We start from the raw sequence: 14,185 nt of genomic DNA, 5'->3' as shown, positions 1-14,185 counted from the left end.
ATGGACATATCCTATCACAAGGCTTTCGCCCCCAATCTCGGCCGCGACATGGAGTACAAGCGCTACGGCCATGCCGGCCGGCCTGTCGTGGTGTTCCCGACCTCGCAGGGCCGGTTCTACCAGTTCGAGGATTCCGGTGGGGTGGGGGCGCTCGCCGAATTCATCGACACCGGCCGCATCCAGCTGTTCACCGTCGACGGCATCGATTCGGAATCCTTCTTCGCCAGGCATGTCGATGCCGCGCACCGTATCGCCCGCCACGAGGCCTATTTCCGCTACCTACGCGAGGAGGCGCTGCCGGTATTTCTGGAAACCGCCGCGCAGGCCAATGGCGGACGGCGGCTGAAGCCGCTGTTCTCAGGTTGTTCGATGGGGGGCTACCATTCCTCGAACTTCGTCTTCCGTTTTCCCGAACTCGCCAGCGGCGTCATCTCGCTGTCGGGGGTCTATTCGGCGCGCGATTTCTTCGGCAAGGCGCTCGACGGGGAGATCTTCTACAACTCGCCGCTCGATTATCTGCCAGGGATCGTCGACCCGAAACTGCTGGCGCGGCTGAAGGCGCTCAGGCTGATCTTCTGCTGCGGGCAGGGCGCCTGGGAGGAGCGCATGCTGGTCGATACGCGCCAGCTGGAACAGATCCTGCGCGACAAATCCATTCCCGCCTGGGTCGATTATTGGGGTGGCGACGTCAGCCACGACTGGCCGTGGTGGCACAAGCAGCTGGCCTATTTCTTCGGCCGCTGGCTTGATGACGATCTGATGCACAGACTGGACTAGGTGCATTGATATCCAGCTGTCCTGCAAATGGCTGATGCCTACCCTTCCTGGCAGGCCGGCAGCGGCACGACCTCGTGTTCCGCCGCCGATCCGCGACGCAGGCTGAGAAAGACGACAAGGGCGGTGACAATGGTGATTGCCGCCAGCACGATCAGCAGCCTGTCGAACGCCGTTTCATAGGCCTCGACCAGAACGGTGGCGCCGGCCATCGGCAAATGTTGCGCGGTCTCGCCGACATTGCCGGTCACCAGCAATTGCGCGGCGGAGCCCGCATCGCTGGAAGACACAGCGCCTCGAGCGGCGAGTTGCGCGGCGGTGAAGCCTGACAGCGTCGCCATGACGATGGCCAGTGCCACACCCTCGCAAGCGACACGGGTGGTGTTGAAGATGCCGACCGCCATGCCGGCCCGCTCGGTCGGCACGACGCTGACGGCGAGCCCGTCCATCAATCCCCAGGGCAAGGCGATGCCGACGCCGATCAGGATCAGCGGCGCGACCAGCGCGACGCCGATCGATGGCGTCAGGCTCAGCCAGACCAAACCGGCCGCCGCGACGAGCAGGCCGACGCCGCAGATCGTGGCTGGAGCGATCCAGCGCGCCAGTTGGCCGGCCAGCAAGGGCAGGACCAGCAACGGTCCGGAGAGGCAGATCATCAATTGGCCGGCCTTGATTTCGCTCATCCCCTCGATGCCGATGAAGCGGATCGGCAAAAGCACGAGCAGGACGACGAAGCCGTAGGCGGGCGCCGCCGCCAGGAACTGCACGCCGACGAAGCGCGGATAGCGAAACAGGGTGAGATCGAGCATCGGCCGGGGCACGCGCCGCTCGACGACGACGAACAGCCCAAAGCAAAGGACGGCCACGCCGAGAAGCGTTACGACAAGAGGATCGGCCCAGCCGCTCTGCGGCGCCTGCAACACGCCATGGGTCAGAGAGGCCAGCGCGACGGTGAACGTGCCGGCGCCCGCCCAGTCGAGGCCGGTCGCATCCGGGTCACGCGATTCCCTGATGGTGCGCAGGCCAAGAATTGCCGAGGCAACCGCGAGTGCCACGACCAGAACAAAGATCGACCGCCAGCCGAATGCGGAGATGAGCAGGCCCGAGGCAATCGGGCCGAAGGCCAGCCCGATGCCGAAACTGGTGCCGAGAAAGGAGAAGGCGCGCAGCCGCGATGGTCCCTCGAATTCCTGGGCAAGTGCCGAGGCGCCGCCTGCAAAGGCCAATGCACTGGCGAGCCCTTGCGCGGCCCGGAAGATATCGAACCAGGCGATGTCGGGCGCCAGCATCGCGCCGAGCGAAGCGAGGATGTAGAGGGCGAGGCCGACGAAGAAGATCCGCTTGCGGCCATGATTATCGGCCAGAGCGCCCGCCGCCATCAGGCTGGCGGCGAAGGTCAGCATGAAGGCGTTGGTCACCCAATTGAGCGCGATCGGGCTGCCGCCGAGATCGGCCGCGATGCGGGAGAGCGCGACGGCCGGGCCGGTGAAGGTCAGGGGCATCGTCATGGCAGCAAGGCATACGGACAAGAGCACGAGCCATCTCTCGGCCGGGCCGGCGGTGATCTTCAAGGTCATGGATCTTCCTATCTGAGTAGTCTGCGCCGGCATGCCGCTCAATCGCGGCGCCCGGTCATGCGGACCAAGATAGGTCTGCGACGGCTCCGGAGAAATGGTATCAAATATCTCGACATAACGGACTGAAACGCTCGAATGGAGCAGTATGATGGATCGCCTAAGCGGCCTTCTGGCCTTCGCCCGCACCGCCGAGTTCGGCAGCTTCGTCGCCGCCGGGCGGGCGCTCGGCATCTCCGCTTCCGCGGTCGGCAAAAGTGTGGCGCGGCTCGAACAGGAGCTCGGCGTGCGGCTGCTGCAGCGCTCCACGCGGCGGATCGGCTTGACGGAGGAGGGCAAGCTGTTCAACGAGCGCGTGCGACGCATTCTCGACGACATCGACGATGCCGAGGCGATGCTGTCGCGGACACGGGAGACGCCGCGTGGGCGGCTGCGCGTCTCGACCCCGATCGTCACCTACCATCTTTTGCTGCCGGTGCTGTCGGAGTTCATGGCGCGCTATCCCGAGATCGAGCTCGATATCGATTTCAACGACCGGATCGTCGACGTCATCGAAGAAGGCATCAACGTCGCGATCCGCAGCGGCGAGCTGCCCGATTCACGATTGGTGTCGAAACCCATTGCGCCCTTCCGCATGCTGCTGTGCGCGGCACCCTCCTACCTCGATCGCCATGGCATACCCGGCGTGCCGGCGGATCTCATCGGGCATTTCGGCATAAACTTCCGCTATCTCAACAGCGGCAGGCTGCTGGACTGGCCATTCATTACCGGCAGCGCCCAGCCGCTGATCCGTTCGATGCTGACCTGCAACAACATGGAAGCGTTGAAAGGCGCCACGATTGCCGGACTCGGCATCGCCTGCATGCCCGATTTCCTGGTGCGGGAGGCGCTGCGCGAGGACAGGCTGCGCACCGTGCTGGACAATCATGTCGACGGTCGTGGCCAGTTCCGGATGTTATGGCCCTCCAATCGCCACCTGTCGCCAAAGGTGCGCGTCTTCGTCGATTTCCTGCCCGAGCGCCTTGCAGCGCGCGCGCCTTAGCCAGTTTTGCTCTCTGGCAGGCCGAAGCCTCCGACGGGATGGGTTTCCACCTGGAACTCGAAGCCGGCGATGAAGGGCCGTGCCTTGGCGATCGCCGCCTGCACCTCGGGAAGCTGCAGGGATGCCTTGTGGCTTGCCTGATCGGTCCACACTTCGGTCACCCAGATCGCGTCGGCGTCGGCAGGGTCGGTGGCGACGATATAGCTCAGGCAGCCGGGCAGGGCGCCGGTGCTCTCGCGCAGCACAGTCATGACCGCGTCGCGTTGGCCGCGCGCCGCCCGCATCTTGCCGATCAGTCCATACATGTCCTCGTCTTCCCCCTGGGTTGGCGCGAAAGGAGTGTGTCCAGTATGCCGGTCGCCGGTCAAGGCATCAACTGGCCGCCATTGACCTCGATCACCTGGCCGGTGATGTAGCCGCTCAACAGGTCCGATGAGAGGAACAGATAGGCTCCGACGCAATCTTGCGCCGTGCCGGCGCGGCCCTGCGGAATGGTTGCGACCATGCCCTTCACCTGCTCATCGGTCGAATAGCGTTCGTGGAAGGGGGTGAGGATCGTGCCCGGCGCCACGGCGTTGACGCGAATGCCGAAGCCGATCAGTTCCTTGGCCATACCGCGCGTGACGTTGGAGACGAAGGCCTTGGCCGAGCCATAAAGACCCGCGCCGCCACCTGCACCGTTTCGCGCCGCGATCGATGAGGTGTTGACGATGAAGCCGCCCTGTTTCTTCAGCCATGGCATCGCCTTGCGCGAGGCGGTCAGCACCGAGCGGGCGTTGAGGTCCATCACCGCGTCGTAATGCGCCTCGGTCTGCTCGGCATAGGGGATGCGGCCAAGCATGCCGCCGGCATTGTTGACCAGCCCGTCGAGGCGGCCGAAATGTCGCGCGCTGTCCTCGACGACGCGTTCGACATCGGAGGGGAGAGAAAAGTCGCCCTGGACAAGGAAGACCTCGCCGCCGCCGTCACGAATGGTCCGGCCGAGTTTCTCGGCGGCATCGCGGCTGGAATTATAGTGCAGCGCCACCTTGCATTTCTGCTCGGCGTAGGCGAGCGCGAGCGCCGCGCCGATGCCGGTCGAGGCACCGGTGACCAGCACCGCCTTGCCGGCGAGATCGGGGATGACAAGACCAAGGGCTGTCTCTGGCACTGCTGTTCCTCCGGGGGATTTTCCGACATCTTGGTGGGTCTTGCCAACCCTTGCATTCAAGTCAGTGCCGCTTCAAGGCCTGAGATAGACATAGCCCTGGCTTTGCAATTCAGCGAGCTTGACGACGCCGCCCTTGTCGGCGGTATGGAATCCGTGGAGCAGGTCGGCGAGCGTGATGTCCATGCCGTGCATGGTGTTGCCGCAAGCATGCGGGTCGAGCCCTTGCTGGACAAGACCGGTAAAGCGCCCCGAAATCGCCGCCGATATGCCCTTCGACTTGAAGGCGGCAAGCGCCGGACCATGCACGACCAGCGCGATCTCGACATTGCCGCCGGTGCCCTCATAGTGGTTCTTGACGTTGCCGAGCACGAAATTGACCTTGTCGAGATCGCTGAGATGATAGGCGACCTTCAACCTGACAGGCTCGGTGGTCGCTGCCTGTACCGCGCGCAGGCCGAGAAGCGTTCCGGCTCCGGCGAGAACCGCCTGGAACATGTCACGTCGGCGCATGGCATCCCCTCAGATTTCACCGCGATTTGCGTGGCTCAAGCCGCAATACTAGCATAAATTGACGTCACGTCCTGTCGATGCGGAGGAGGGGGTCACATGGCGTTCAGGGAATGGAAAACGCTCGCCGGCGCCGGGTTCGGCGCCGCACTGCTTGGCGGACTTACGGGTTCTGCTTTTTCTGGCGATGCGCTCAAGTTCACCGAACTCAGCCCCAACGGGGCGGACGCCTGTTTCGGCCGGGTCTATGACGCGGCGCACCTCAAGGCGCATCCGATGCAGAAGGTGGCGCGGATCTTCTTCTATTATGGCCATGATCCGGTCAGCCGTCCCAATGAGGAACCGAGCGCGAATTCCGATACATCCTACAATGGTTTCCTCATCACCACGGTGCGCGGCGCCAAGGCGCCGGAATGGGCCGGCGGCTGGTGCAATCACGAGTCCGAGGACGGCAAATCGGGCCAGATCCGCTGCGGCATGGAATGCGACCGCACGCTGGCGTCGCTGAAGGTCGACGACAAGGGCAGGCTGATCCTGTCGAACCTGTCGTCCGATATCTATCTCGACGCCGGTTCGGAAGAAGAACTCGGCACGGCTGAATACGACAGGCAGGCGCTGGGCAAGGAAGACGACAATTTCCGCCTCGACCCGATGCCCCCCGCAACCTGCAAGGCGGAGTTCGCGCGGATCGATCCGATCGATCCGGCGCTCGGGCCGCCGCTGCGCGAGCGGTTCAAACCCGACCAGGCCTTCTGCTACGGGCGCGACTATGACGCGGCGCATATGAGTTCGCATCCCGACCAACTGACCCAGTCGATCCGGGTGTTCCGCGGGCCGGTGGAACTGGCCTCCTTCGCCTCCGGGGACGATGTCGCGAACTGGCCCGACGGCGCTGACATTGTCGTCTCCGTCACCACGCGGCAGAAGGTGGCCAAGGTCACGCAGACCTATTCGTGCCAGGGCGAAGCCGACCAGTGGCGTTGTGCCGCGAGTTCGAAGACGAGCAATTTTTCCTGCGACATCGCGCAAAAGGAAATCTTCCTCAAGCGCGGCGCCAACGGCACCATCATGCTGGCCAATCCCAATAGCAGCCTGGCGGTTGTCGACCTCTGCTCGAAGGCGGCCGTCGGCAAGACCGCGTCCGACGACAAGGTCTATCGGCTGGAGTCAATGCCGCAATCGGCCTGCGCGCCTTGAGACCTGGCGCTTCGTCATCCCAGGGTCTCCGCGACGGAGCTTCGCTCCTGCTTCGCCCCAGGATGACGAAGGAGGAAGGGCTTCGGCCAATCTTCCAGCCGTTCTAACCGCATCAAGCAAACGGCACTGCGGTCGTGCCCTTGGGCAGCTTGGCCTCGTCGTCGGGCTCGACATGGATGGTCACCCGCACCGAGGGAATGTCGGCCTTCAGCGCGTCCTCGATGCGGTCGCAGATGATATGGCTGGCGCCAACCGACATGTCTGCATCGACGACAAGATGGAACTCGATGAAGGTAGCGCGGCCGGCGATGCGGGTCTTGAGATCATGCACTTCCAGAGCGCCCTTGCAATTGGCCGAGATGATGTCGCGGATGCGCATGTGCTCCGCCGTATCGACGGCCCGATCCATCAGGCCATTCATCGACGAGCCGATGACATGCCAGCCCTGCCACAGGATGTTGAGCGCGACGATGACGGCCAATGCCGGGTCGAGAATCTGCCAGCCGGTCAGGATCGCTCCGACCAGGCCGCCGAAGACGCCAACCGAGGTCACCACATCGGTCATGATGTGGTTGCCATCGGCGACCAGCGCCGGTGACTTTTCGGCTCGGCCCGCGCGGATCAGCGTCCAGGCCCAGAAAGCATTGATGGCGGTGGCGACGCCGTTGACGGCAAGGCCTTCCCAAGGCTGTTCGAGTGGGGCCGGGGTCTGCCAGGAGCGCCAGACCTCGCTCAGGATCAAAAGCGCGGCGACCACGATCAGCACGCCTTCGAGCACGGCCGAGAAATACTCGGCCTTGTGATGGCCGAAAGGGTGATCCTGGTCGGCCGGCTTGTAGCTGACCTGGATCGCCCAGAAGGCGGCCATCGAGGCAATGACATTGACGATCGATTCCAGCGCGTCCGAATAGAGCGCGACGGATCCGGTCACGTACCAGGCGGCGGCCTTGAGCGCGAGCACGACAAAGGCGACCACGATCGACCAGAAGGCGAGGTTGGCGACCTTGCGCTTCGCGGCGGTTTTCGCCGCGATCGCCATGGTGTTCTCGGCTTCGGCCATTACCGTCAGGCTGCCTTTTCCTTGGCCTTGCGCGGCAGGTGGGCGACGATGTTCTCGATGATGCGCATGCCGGCATTGTGGCCGAGCGTCATGATCGATTCCGGGTGGAACTGCACCGCGGCAATCGGCTCCTTGCGGTGCTCGAAGGCCATGATGACGCCGTCCTCGGTCTCGGCCGTGACCACGAAATCGTCAGGCAGGCGCACCGGATCGGCGAAGATCGAGTGGTAGCGGCCGACGGTGACTTCCTTGGGCAGGCCGGAGAAAATGATGCCCGGCTTCGAGACGCGGATACGCGACGGCTTGCCGTGCATGGGAGTGTGCAATTGCCTGAGTTCGCCGCCATAGGCTTCGGCCAATGCCTGCAGGCCAAGGCAGACGCCGAAGATCGGCAGGTCGCGGGCGCGCGCTCGTCTGATGGTCGCCGCGCAGTCGAAATCCTTGGGCGTGCCGGGTCCGGGCGACAGCACGACGAGGTCGGGCTTCAGCCGCTCGAAGACTTCCTCCGGCACCGGCGTGCGCACGGTCGAGACATTGGCGCCGGTCTGGCGGAAGTAGTTGGCCAGCGTGTGGACGAAGCTGTCCTCATGGTCGACCAGCAGGATGTTGACGCCGTCGCCGACGCGCGCCGTGGTGCGCTCGGTGCTGGTCGAATTGCCCATCTTGGCGTCGCGGATGGCGGAGAGCATGGCGGATGCCTTCAGTTCGGTTTCAGCTTCTTCTTCCTCGGGAACGCTGTCGAAGAGTAATGTAGCGCCGGCGCGCACCTCGGCGATGCCGTCCTTGATGCGGATGGTGCGCAAGGTGAGCCCGGTGTTCATGTCGCCGTTGAAGTTGACCATGCCGATGGCGCCGCCATACCAGGCGCGCGGGCTCTTCTCGTTCTGCTCGATGAAGCGCATCGCCCATAGTTTCGGCGCGCCGGTGACCGTGACCGCCCAAGCATGCGACAGGAACGCGTCGAAAGCGTCCATGCCTTCGCGCAGCCGGCCCTCTATGTGATCGACCGTATGGATCAGGCGCGAATACATCTCGATCTGGCGGCGGCCGATGACGCGCACCGAACCTGGATCGCAGACCCGCGACTTGTCGTTGCGGTCCACGTCCGAGCACATTGTGAGCTCGGATTCATCTTTCTTGGAGTTGAGCAGCTTGATGATCTGCTCAGAGTCCGAAATGGCATCGTCGCCGCGCTTGATGGTGCCGGAGATCGGGCAGGTCTCGACGCGGCGGCCATTGACGCGCACGAACATTTCGGGCGACGCGCCGATGAGGTATTCGTTCTCGCCCAGATTGATGAAGAAGGAATAGGGCGACGGGTTGATCGACTTCAGCTTGCGTGAAATCTCGGATGGCTGCGTCTCGCAGCGTTCGTAGAACATCTGGCCGGGGACGACCTCGAACAGGTCGCCGCGCTTGAAGCTGTCCATCGCCCGGCGCACCAGATTGGCGTATTCGCCCGGCTCATGGTCGCCGCGCGGCGGGATGCGGTCGGCGGTCTTGAACGGCTCGGCGATTTGATCGCGTGGCAGGCCTTCGGTCGAAAAACCCTCGCCCGCATAGTCGTAGCGGTCGGTCCAGGCCTTGGCCGAATAATGGTCGACGACCAGGATCTCATCGGGCAGGAACAGCACGAGATCGCGCTGGCTTTCTTTGCGAACGAGCGTGTGCTCGACCGGGTCGAACTGGAAGGCAAGGTCGTAGCCGAAGGCGCCGTAGAGGCCGAGATTGGCGTCTTCGGCAGTCCTGAACAGAGCGGTGATGGCGCGCAGCACGGTGAAGATGGAGGGAACGCGGCTGCGTTCCTCCTCGGTGAAGACACGGCCGGGCTTGGCGACGTCGAGGCGGATCAGCTTTTTGGTGGTCTCGGCGATCGTGACTTCGGCGAGACCGCCCAGTGTCCTGCCGATGACCGGCAGCAGCGCCTCGCCGCGGCCGTTCAGCGCCTCGATGCGCATGGCGCGACCGCGTGCGGAGATAACCAGCGGCGGATCGATGATGGCCGTATCCCAGCGCGTATAGCGGCCGGGATATTCGTAGTTCGAGGAAAATACCGCGCCCCGGCGCGAATTCAGCCCGTCGACATAAGCGTCGATCGCACCTTCATAGGGCCGGCCATGGCGCTCGCGGGTGATGGTGATGCCACCCCCCGTCACGAAGCTTTCAGCGCCGGTTTCCAGAACCTTCAACGTCATTGCCGTCTCCATCAGCTACTTGGGCAACGGACCCGGGAATGGCTTTGAAAAACAAATGGCCGCCCGGACATTCCGTTGCGGCCACCTCTATTTTCACGCGCACGCGTTCGAACAGGCCGCTGTCAGCAGGCCCACCACCAAATGGTCTTGATCGAACGCATGTTCATGGCGATTCCCTTAGCGGCGATTGGGCGGCCGCGCAACTGGATTCGACGGAGGCTAATCCTCCAGCGTACCCGACCGGGCGTCGGTGCTCTTCCTGTCGCCGACCAGTTTCAACAGGTCTTCGCCGGCGCGGATGATGCGGCGCGAGCGGCGGGTCAGGATGATGCCGTCCTGCGGCGCGAAGACTTCGGTGCGGCCGTCGGCTTCGCCCGGCGCGTGGACGATGGTGGCGAGGCGCGCGCCCCTGGTGACGCGGTCGCCAGGCTTCACGTCGTAGAGGACGGCGCCGCCCCGGGGTGCCGGCATCATGTCGATGTTTTCCAGCGGTGCCGCGACACCCTTGAACGGGCCGGGCGCGGGCAGGGCGCTGTCGGATATCACGCCGCGCGCCGCCAGCAGCCGGTAGAGGCCTGCCGCGTCGGCCGAGGCAAGCACGCCGTCGACATCGAGGATGCCGCGATATTCGACGGTGGTGGCGACGCGCCTGTCGAACTTCGCCACATCGGCGGCAGCGTTCTGGTAGGGCATGATCGAAGCGCCTTCGAAGGTGCCGTCGGTGTCCTCGCTCCACAGCACCACGGCATCGACGCTCATGGCGGCGGCGCAATCGGCCATTTCAGGCCACAGGCTGGTGTGGACGTAGAGATAGGCAAGGCCCTCATCGTCGCAATGCAGGTCGAGTACGATGTCGTGGCCCAGCGAAAGCTGCACCAGCCGCGACTTCAGCCGCTGGTCGGCGCCGCCAAAAGAGGCGTCCGGCAAAAGCCTGGTGTCGGGCGCGGCAAGCAGCGGAAAGCCGCGGTTGAAATTGGTGCGGGTGCCCAGATGAAAGCGGCCCTGGTGCTCGCCGAAATGATATTGCGCGCGGCCGATCGGGTTGGCCCAGGGCACGATGGTGATGTTGCCCTTGATGCGACCTTCGGCCTCGGCTTTGTTCAGCATCGGCATCAATGCATCGATGGCGACGACGCCAGGCAATTCGCCGGCATGGAGCGCCGCCTGCAGATAGCCCGAAGGTGCTGCCTTGTCGGCACCGGCGAAGCGGAACACCGGGAATTCGTAGGAAACGCCTTCGCTGTCCCCGGCGATGCGTTCGATCGATTTCTGCATGATATCCTCCATCAAGCGCGAGAAGACATGCCCATGTGAAGGCGCCGATGTCGATTGGTCCAGCCCGCCGCGCCATGGGCGCAAGCGAGTCTTTTGCCTTGCTGCATGTCGTTGTCCCAAAACCGCTTCGCACTTTTGGGCGACAGGCAGTTACTCCGCGGCAGGCTGAAGGGCGGCGACCGGCGCGCGCCGGTCAAGCGTCTGCGACAGCACCGCGACGGCGACCGCCAGCAGGGCGAGCACCGCGCCGACCAGTGGCAGATTGGCGTAGGAAACGCCCGCGGACAGCGCCACGCCGCCGATCCACGCGCCGCCGGCATTGCCGACGTTGAAGGCGCCCTGGTTCAACGTGGCGGCAAGGTTCGGGCCTTCCGACGCTGCCTCGACGACGCGGATCTGCAGCGGCGGCACGACGACGAAGATGAGCAGGCCCCACAGGAAGACGATGCCGACGGCAACACTGGCGATCGCGCCGAACTGCATGAAGCCGACGAACAGCAGGGCCATCAACAGCAAGGTGGCGATCACCGTCGGCATCAGTTTCCAGTCGGCCAGCCTGCCGCCAATGATGTTGCCGATGGTCATGCCGGCGCCGAACAGCAGAAGCACCCAGGTGACCGCCGCGGTCGACAGGCCCGACACGTCGGTGAGGTAGGGTTTGATGTAGGTGAAGACGGCGAACAGGCTGGCAGAGGTCAGCGCCGCGATCAGCATCGCCAGCCAGACCTGCAGCTTGCCGAGCACTCGGACTTCGGCGCGTAGGCCGCCGCCGCTCGGTTCCGTGACGTCGGACGGCACCAGCCAGGCGATGGCCGCGACCGAGATCAGGCCGATGCCGACCACGGCCAGGAAGGTGGCCCGCCAGCCAAAGGCTTCGCCAAGCGCCGTTCCAGCGGGAACGCCGAGGATATTGGCCAGCGTCAGCCCGGCGAACATCAGCGCGATGGCGCTGGCGCGCTTGTTGCGCGGCACCAGGCTGGCGGCGACGACCGAGCCGATGCCGAAGAAGGCGCCATGGCCGAAAGCGGTGAAGACGCGCGCGGCCATCAGCAGCCAGTAATTGGGCGCGATGGCGCAGAAGAGATTGCCGACGACGAACAGGGCCGCAAGCCCCACCAGCACGGGTTTGCGCGGCAAATGCGCGGTGGCCATGGCCACGACAGGCGCGCCGAAGACGACGCCCAGCGCATAGCCGGTGACCAGCAGGCCGGCGGCGGGGATCGTCACGCCCAGATCGGCGGCTACTTCCGGCAGCAGGCCCATGATGACGAATTCGGTGGTGCCGATGCAGAAGGACGCAATGGCAAGCGCAAGGATTGGCAAAGGCATGGGGGTCCAGACTGAATCGGTTCAATTTGAAGACTGCGCGACGATCCCGACTGGGCGCAACAGACATTGCCGCAATGCAGCAATGCAGAAAGCGTGGAGCTGATTGAAAACGGGCGCCGAGGCGCCCGTAGAGCGGCTCGGCAGTTTGCCAACGCTGAACCGCTCCAGTCTCAGGCCAGCGGCTTGAGTTCCTGGGCTATCGTCGGCAGCAGTTCCGAAACCGTCGGGTGGATGTGCATCGCGCGCGCCAGCGTGTCGACCGGCGCCTTGGCGTACATCAGGTCGAGCACGCAATGCACCGCCTCGTCGCCGCCGGGGCCAAGCACCGAGCAGCCGAGGATTTCCCTGGTGTCGGCATCGACGAGGATCTTCATGAAACCTTGCGTCTCGCCCTTTTCGACGGCGCGGCCGACGCGGGTCATCGGCCGCTGGCCGACCAGCGCGCGGCGTCCCGATTTCTTCACAGCGGTCTCGGTCATGCCGCAGCGGCCGAGCGGCGGGTCGATGTAGAGTGCGTAGGCCTCGATGCGATCACTGACCTTGCGCGGATCATTGTCGAGCAGATTGGCGGCGACGATTTCATAATCGTTGTAGGAGGTGTGGGTGAAGGCGCCCTTGCCGTTGCAATCGCCCATCGCCCAGATGCCTGGCACGCTGGTGCGCAGCTGGTCGTCGACGACAACCGCGCCGCGTCTGTCGACCTCGACGCCCGCCTTGTCGAGGCCGAGATCGTCGGTATTGAGCGTTCGGCCCAGCGCCAGCAGCACATGCGATCCGATCGCGGGCGGCTTGCCGGCGGAGAAGGTCACGGCAATATCCCCACCATGTTTGACGAAGCCAATGTTGTCGGCGCCGACATGGACCGCGATGCCTTCGTTTTCGAGGATCGACAGGATGGCGGCCGAGACGTCCTCGTCCTCGCGGCCGGTCAGGCGCGGGCTCTTTTCGATGACGGTAACTTCCGAGCCGAAGCGGCGGAACATCTGCGCGAATTCGAGCGAGACGTAGCTGCCGCCGACGACGATGAGGTGGCGCGGCAAAACGTCGAGATCCATCATCGACGAGTTGGTCAGATAGTCGATGTCGTGGATGCCAGGCAGGTCCGGCACCGAGGCGCGGCCGCCCGTGTTGAGGAAGATCTTTTCGGCGGTCAAAAGGTCGTCGCCGACACGCACCGTGTTGGCGGATTCGAAGCGTGCGTGGCCGCGATAGAGCGTGCAGCGCTCCATTCCGGCGATCCAGGTCTCCAGATTGCCACGGGCGTCGTTGGTGACCTTATCCTTGCGCGCCTTGATCCTGTGATAATCGACCCCGACGGGACCCGGAAGCGTCACGCCATAGTCGGCGGCGCGCCGCGCCAGATGCGCGGCATAGGCGCTGGCGACCATGGTTTTGGTCGGCATGCAGCCGGTGTTGACGCAGGTGCCGCCGACCAGCTTGCGCTCGATCAGCGCCACGCTCATGCCCGCGGCCGTCAGGCGACCGGCCAGGGGCGGCCCCGCCTGGCCAGCGCCGATGATGATGGTGTCGAAGGTTTTCGCCGTCATGCCACCGCCGCCACGATCAGCAGGCCGCCGACAATCGCCACCGCGTCCTCGATGAAGGCCGCGGGCTGGTCCTTGCCGAAAGCAGCCGCCAGCCGGCCTCGCGCTTCGGCACCGCCCAGCGTGCCCATGACCGCGCCGATGGCGCCGGCGATCAGGCAGACGATAGTGGCGCCGCCGGCCGCGCCGAGCACCGCGCCGGAAAAGGCGCCGAGCAGGATGCGGGCGCCGAACTGCTGCGGCACTTTGCGGCTTGGCGTCGACGGCAGCTGATCGGTGACCAGTTCGACAATGGCCAGGATTGTGAAGATGCCGACTGCCGCCCAATGGCTCATGAAGCTCGCCCAGCTGCCGGCAACCGGCAGCCAGCCGAGATAGGCGCCCCAGGCGATGGCGGCAGGTGCCGTCATGGCGCGCAGGCCGGCAACGACGCCGATCAGAAGTGCAAGAATGTAGAGCATGCCGATCCCCTCGATGCCGGGCCGGAAGAGCCCTGAAACGGCAAGCTACCATAGGTCGGATATTTGGCTAGGCCGCA

Annotated in this window: 13 protein-coding genes; 3 read left to right on the top strand and 10 right to left on the bottom strand. The window is 64.6% G+C overall.

Annotated elements, in window-relative coordinates:
- A complete protein-coding gene (locus FJ492_RS12240; RefSeq protein ID WP_140770043.1) occupies positions 1-777 on the top strand; it encodes an alpha/beta hydrolase-fold protein in 777 nt (258 codons plus the stop codon).
- Between the two features lie 38 nt (positions 778-815).
- On the opposite strand, the gene FJ492_RS12235 is transcribed toward FJ492_RS12240, so the two are convergent.
- Entirely contained in the window at positions 816-2,351 is a 1,536-nt protein-coding gene (locus FJ492_RS12235; protein WP_140770041.1) for an MFS transporter, read from the bottom strand.
- A gap of 148 nt (positions 2,352-2,499) precedes the next feature.
- Between FJ492_RS12235 and FJ492_RS12230 the strand changes: the two genes are divergently transcribed.
- On the top strand, positions 2,500-3,390 hold the full coding sequence (locus FJ492_RS12230) for a LysR family transcriptional regulator (protein WP_140770039.1): 891 nt from the start codon (positions 2,500-2,502) through the stop codon (positions 3,388-3,390).
- Here the strand turns inward: FJ492_RS12230 and FJ492_RS12225 are convergent.
- The 3 genes from FJ492_RS12225 to FJ492_RS12215 all read right to left on the bottom strand — a co-directional run bounded on the left by FJ492_RS12225 (position 3,387) and on the right by FJ492_RS12215 (position 5,050).
- Positions 3,387-3,695 carry a putative quinol monooxygenase gene (locus FJ492_RS12225; protein WP_140504832.1) on the bottom strand — a complete coding sequence of 103 codons (309 nt, stop codon included), beginning with the start codon at positions 3,693-3,695 and terminating at the stop codon, positions 3,387-3,389. The two genes, FJ492_RS12230 and FJ492_RS12225, sit on opposite strands and share 4 nt — an antisense overlap.
- 59 nt (positions 3,696-3,754) lie before the next feature.
- The gene (locus FJ492_RS12220) at positions 3,755-4,540 is read right to left on the bottom strand and encodes an SDR family oxidoreductase (protein ID WP_140770037.1); all 786 of its coding nucleotides are present in this window, start codon (positions 4,538-4,540) and stop codon (positions 3,755-3,757) included.
- A 72-nt stretch (positions 4,541-4,612) separates the two neighbouring features.
- On the bottom strand, positions 4,613-5,050 hold the full coding sequence (locus FJ492_RS12215; protein WP_140712540.1) for a DsrE family protein: 438 nt from the start codon (positions 5,048-5,050) through the stop codon (positions 4,613-4,615).
- Positions 5,051-5,146: 96 nt separating this feature from the next.
- Between FJ492_RS12215 and FJ492_RS12210 the strand changes: the two genes are divergently transcribed.
- The gene (locus FJ492_RS12210) at positions 5,147-6,244 is read left to right on the top strand and encodes a hypothetical protein (RefSeq protein ID WP_140770035.1); all 1,098 of its coding nucleotides are present in this window, start codon (positions 5,147-5,149) and stop codon (positions 6,242-6,244) included.
- A gap of 112 nt (positions 6,245-6,356) precedes the next feature.
- Here FJ492_RS12210 and FJ492_RS12205 read toward each other — a convergent pair whose 3' ends face one another.
- The 6 genes from FJ492_RS12205 to FJ492_RS12180 all read right to left on the bottom strand — a co-directional run bounded on the left by FJ492_RS12205 (position 6,357) and on the right by FJ492_RS12180 (position 14,108).
- Complete coding sequence (locus FJ492_RS12205) at positions 6,357-7,304, bottom strand: cation diffusion facilitator family transporter (protein WP_140504840.1); 948 nt, start codon at positions 7,302-7,304, stop codon at positions 6,357-6,359.
- Between the two features lie 5 nt (positions 7,305-7,309).
- Positions 7,310-9,499, bottom strand: coding sequence for an anthranilate synthase (locus tag FJ492_RS12200; RefSeq protein ID WP_140770033.1), 2,190 nt, complete (start codon positions 9,497-9,499; stop codon positions 7,310-7,312).
- Between the two features lie 219 nt (positions 9,500-9,718).
- Positions 9,719-10,774 (bottom strand): succinylglutamate desuccinylase/aspartoacylase family protein, encoded by a 1,056-nt coding sequence (locus FJ492_RS12195; protein ID WP_140751321.1) that lies wholly within the window; start codon positions 10,772-10,774, stop codon positions 9,719-9,721.
- A 150-nt stretch (positions 10,775-10,924) separates the two neighbouring features.
- A complete protein-coding gene (locus FJ492_RS12190) occupies positions 10,925-12,103 on the bottom strand; it encodes an MFS transporter (protein WP_140712530.1) in 1,179 nt (392 codons plus the stop codon).
- 170 nt (positions 12,104-12,273) lie between these two features.
- Entirely contained in the window at positions 12,274-13,650 is a 1,377-nt protein-coding gene (locus tag FJ492_RS12185) for an FAD-containing oxidoreductase (protein WP_140770031.1), read from the bottom strand.
- On the bottom strand, positions 13,647-14,108 hold the full coding sequence (locus FJ492_RS12180) for a DUF4126 domain-containing protein (RefSeq protein ID WP_140712526.1): 462 nt from the start codon (positions 14,106-14,108) through the stop codon (positions 13,647-13,649). Before FJ492_RS12180 ends, FJ492_RS12185 begins: the two co-directional genes overlap by 4 nt.
- Positions 14,109-14,185 lie beyond the last annotated feature (77 nt).

The organism is Mesorhizobium sp. B2-5-4, assembly GCF_006441095.1.
Classification (GTDB): Bacteria; Pseudomonadota; Alphaproteobacteria; order Rhizobiales; family Rhizobiaceae; genus Mesorhizobium; species Mesorhizobium salmacidum.
This window is presented reverse-complemented; position numbering and strand designations above follow the sequence as displayed.

Bases quoted from the DNA above. Each gene is read 5' to 3' on its own strand.
- FJ492_RS12200 (WP_140770033.1), bottom strand. From the start codon at position 9,499: ATGACGTTGAAGGTTCTGGAAACCGGCGCTGAAAGCTTCGTGACGGGG.
- FJ492_RS12185 (WP_140770031.1), bottom strand. From the start codon at position 13,650: ATGACGGCGAAAACCTTCGACACCATCATCATCGGCGCTGGCCAGGCG.
- FJ492_RS12230 (WP_140770039.1), top strand. From the start codon at position 2,500: ATGGATCGCCTAAGCGGCCTTCTGGCCTTCGCCCGCACCGCCGAGTTC.
- FJ492_RS12225 (WP_140504832.1), bottom strand. From the start codon at position 3,695: ATGTATGGACTGATCGGCAAGATGCGGGCGGCGCGCGGCCAACGCGAC.
- FJ492_RS12190 (WP_140712530.1), bottom strand. From the start codon at position 12,103: ATGCCTTTGCCAATCCTTGCGCTTGCCATTGCGTCCTTCTGCATCGGC.
- FJ492_RS12235 (WP_140770041.1), bottom strand. From the start codon at position 2,351: ATGACCTTGAAGATCACCGCCGGCCCGGCCGAGAGATGGCTCGTGCTC.
- FJ492_RS12180 (WP_140712526.1), bottom strand. From the start codon at position 14,108: ATGCTCTACATTCTTGCACTTCTGATCGGCGTCGTTGCCGGCCTGCGC.
- FJ492_RS12210 (WP_140770035.1), top strand. From the start codon at position 5,147: ATGGCGTTCAGGGAATGGAAAACGCTCGCCGGCGCCGGGTTCGGCGCC.
- FJ492_RS12240 (WP_140770043.1), top strand. From the start codon at position 1: ATGGACATATCCTATCACAAGGCTTTCGCCCCCAATCTCGGCCGCGAC.
- FJ492_RS12195 (WP_140751321.1), bottom strand. From the start codon at position 10,774: ATGCAGAAATCGATCGAACGCATCGCCGGGGACAGCGAAGGCGTTTCC.
- FJ492_RS12205 (WP_140504840.1), bottom strand. From the start codon at position 7,304: ATGGCCGAAGCCGAGAACACCATGGCGATCGCGGCGAAAACCGCCGCG.
- FJ492_RS12215 (WP_140712540.1), bottom strand. From the start codon at position 5,050: ATGCGCCGACGTGACATGTTCCAGGCGGTTCTCGCCGGAGCCGGAACG.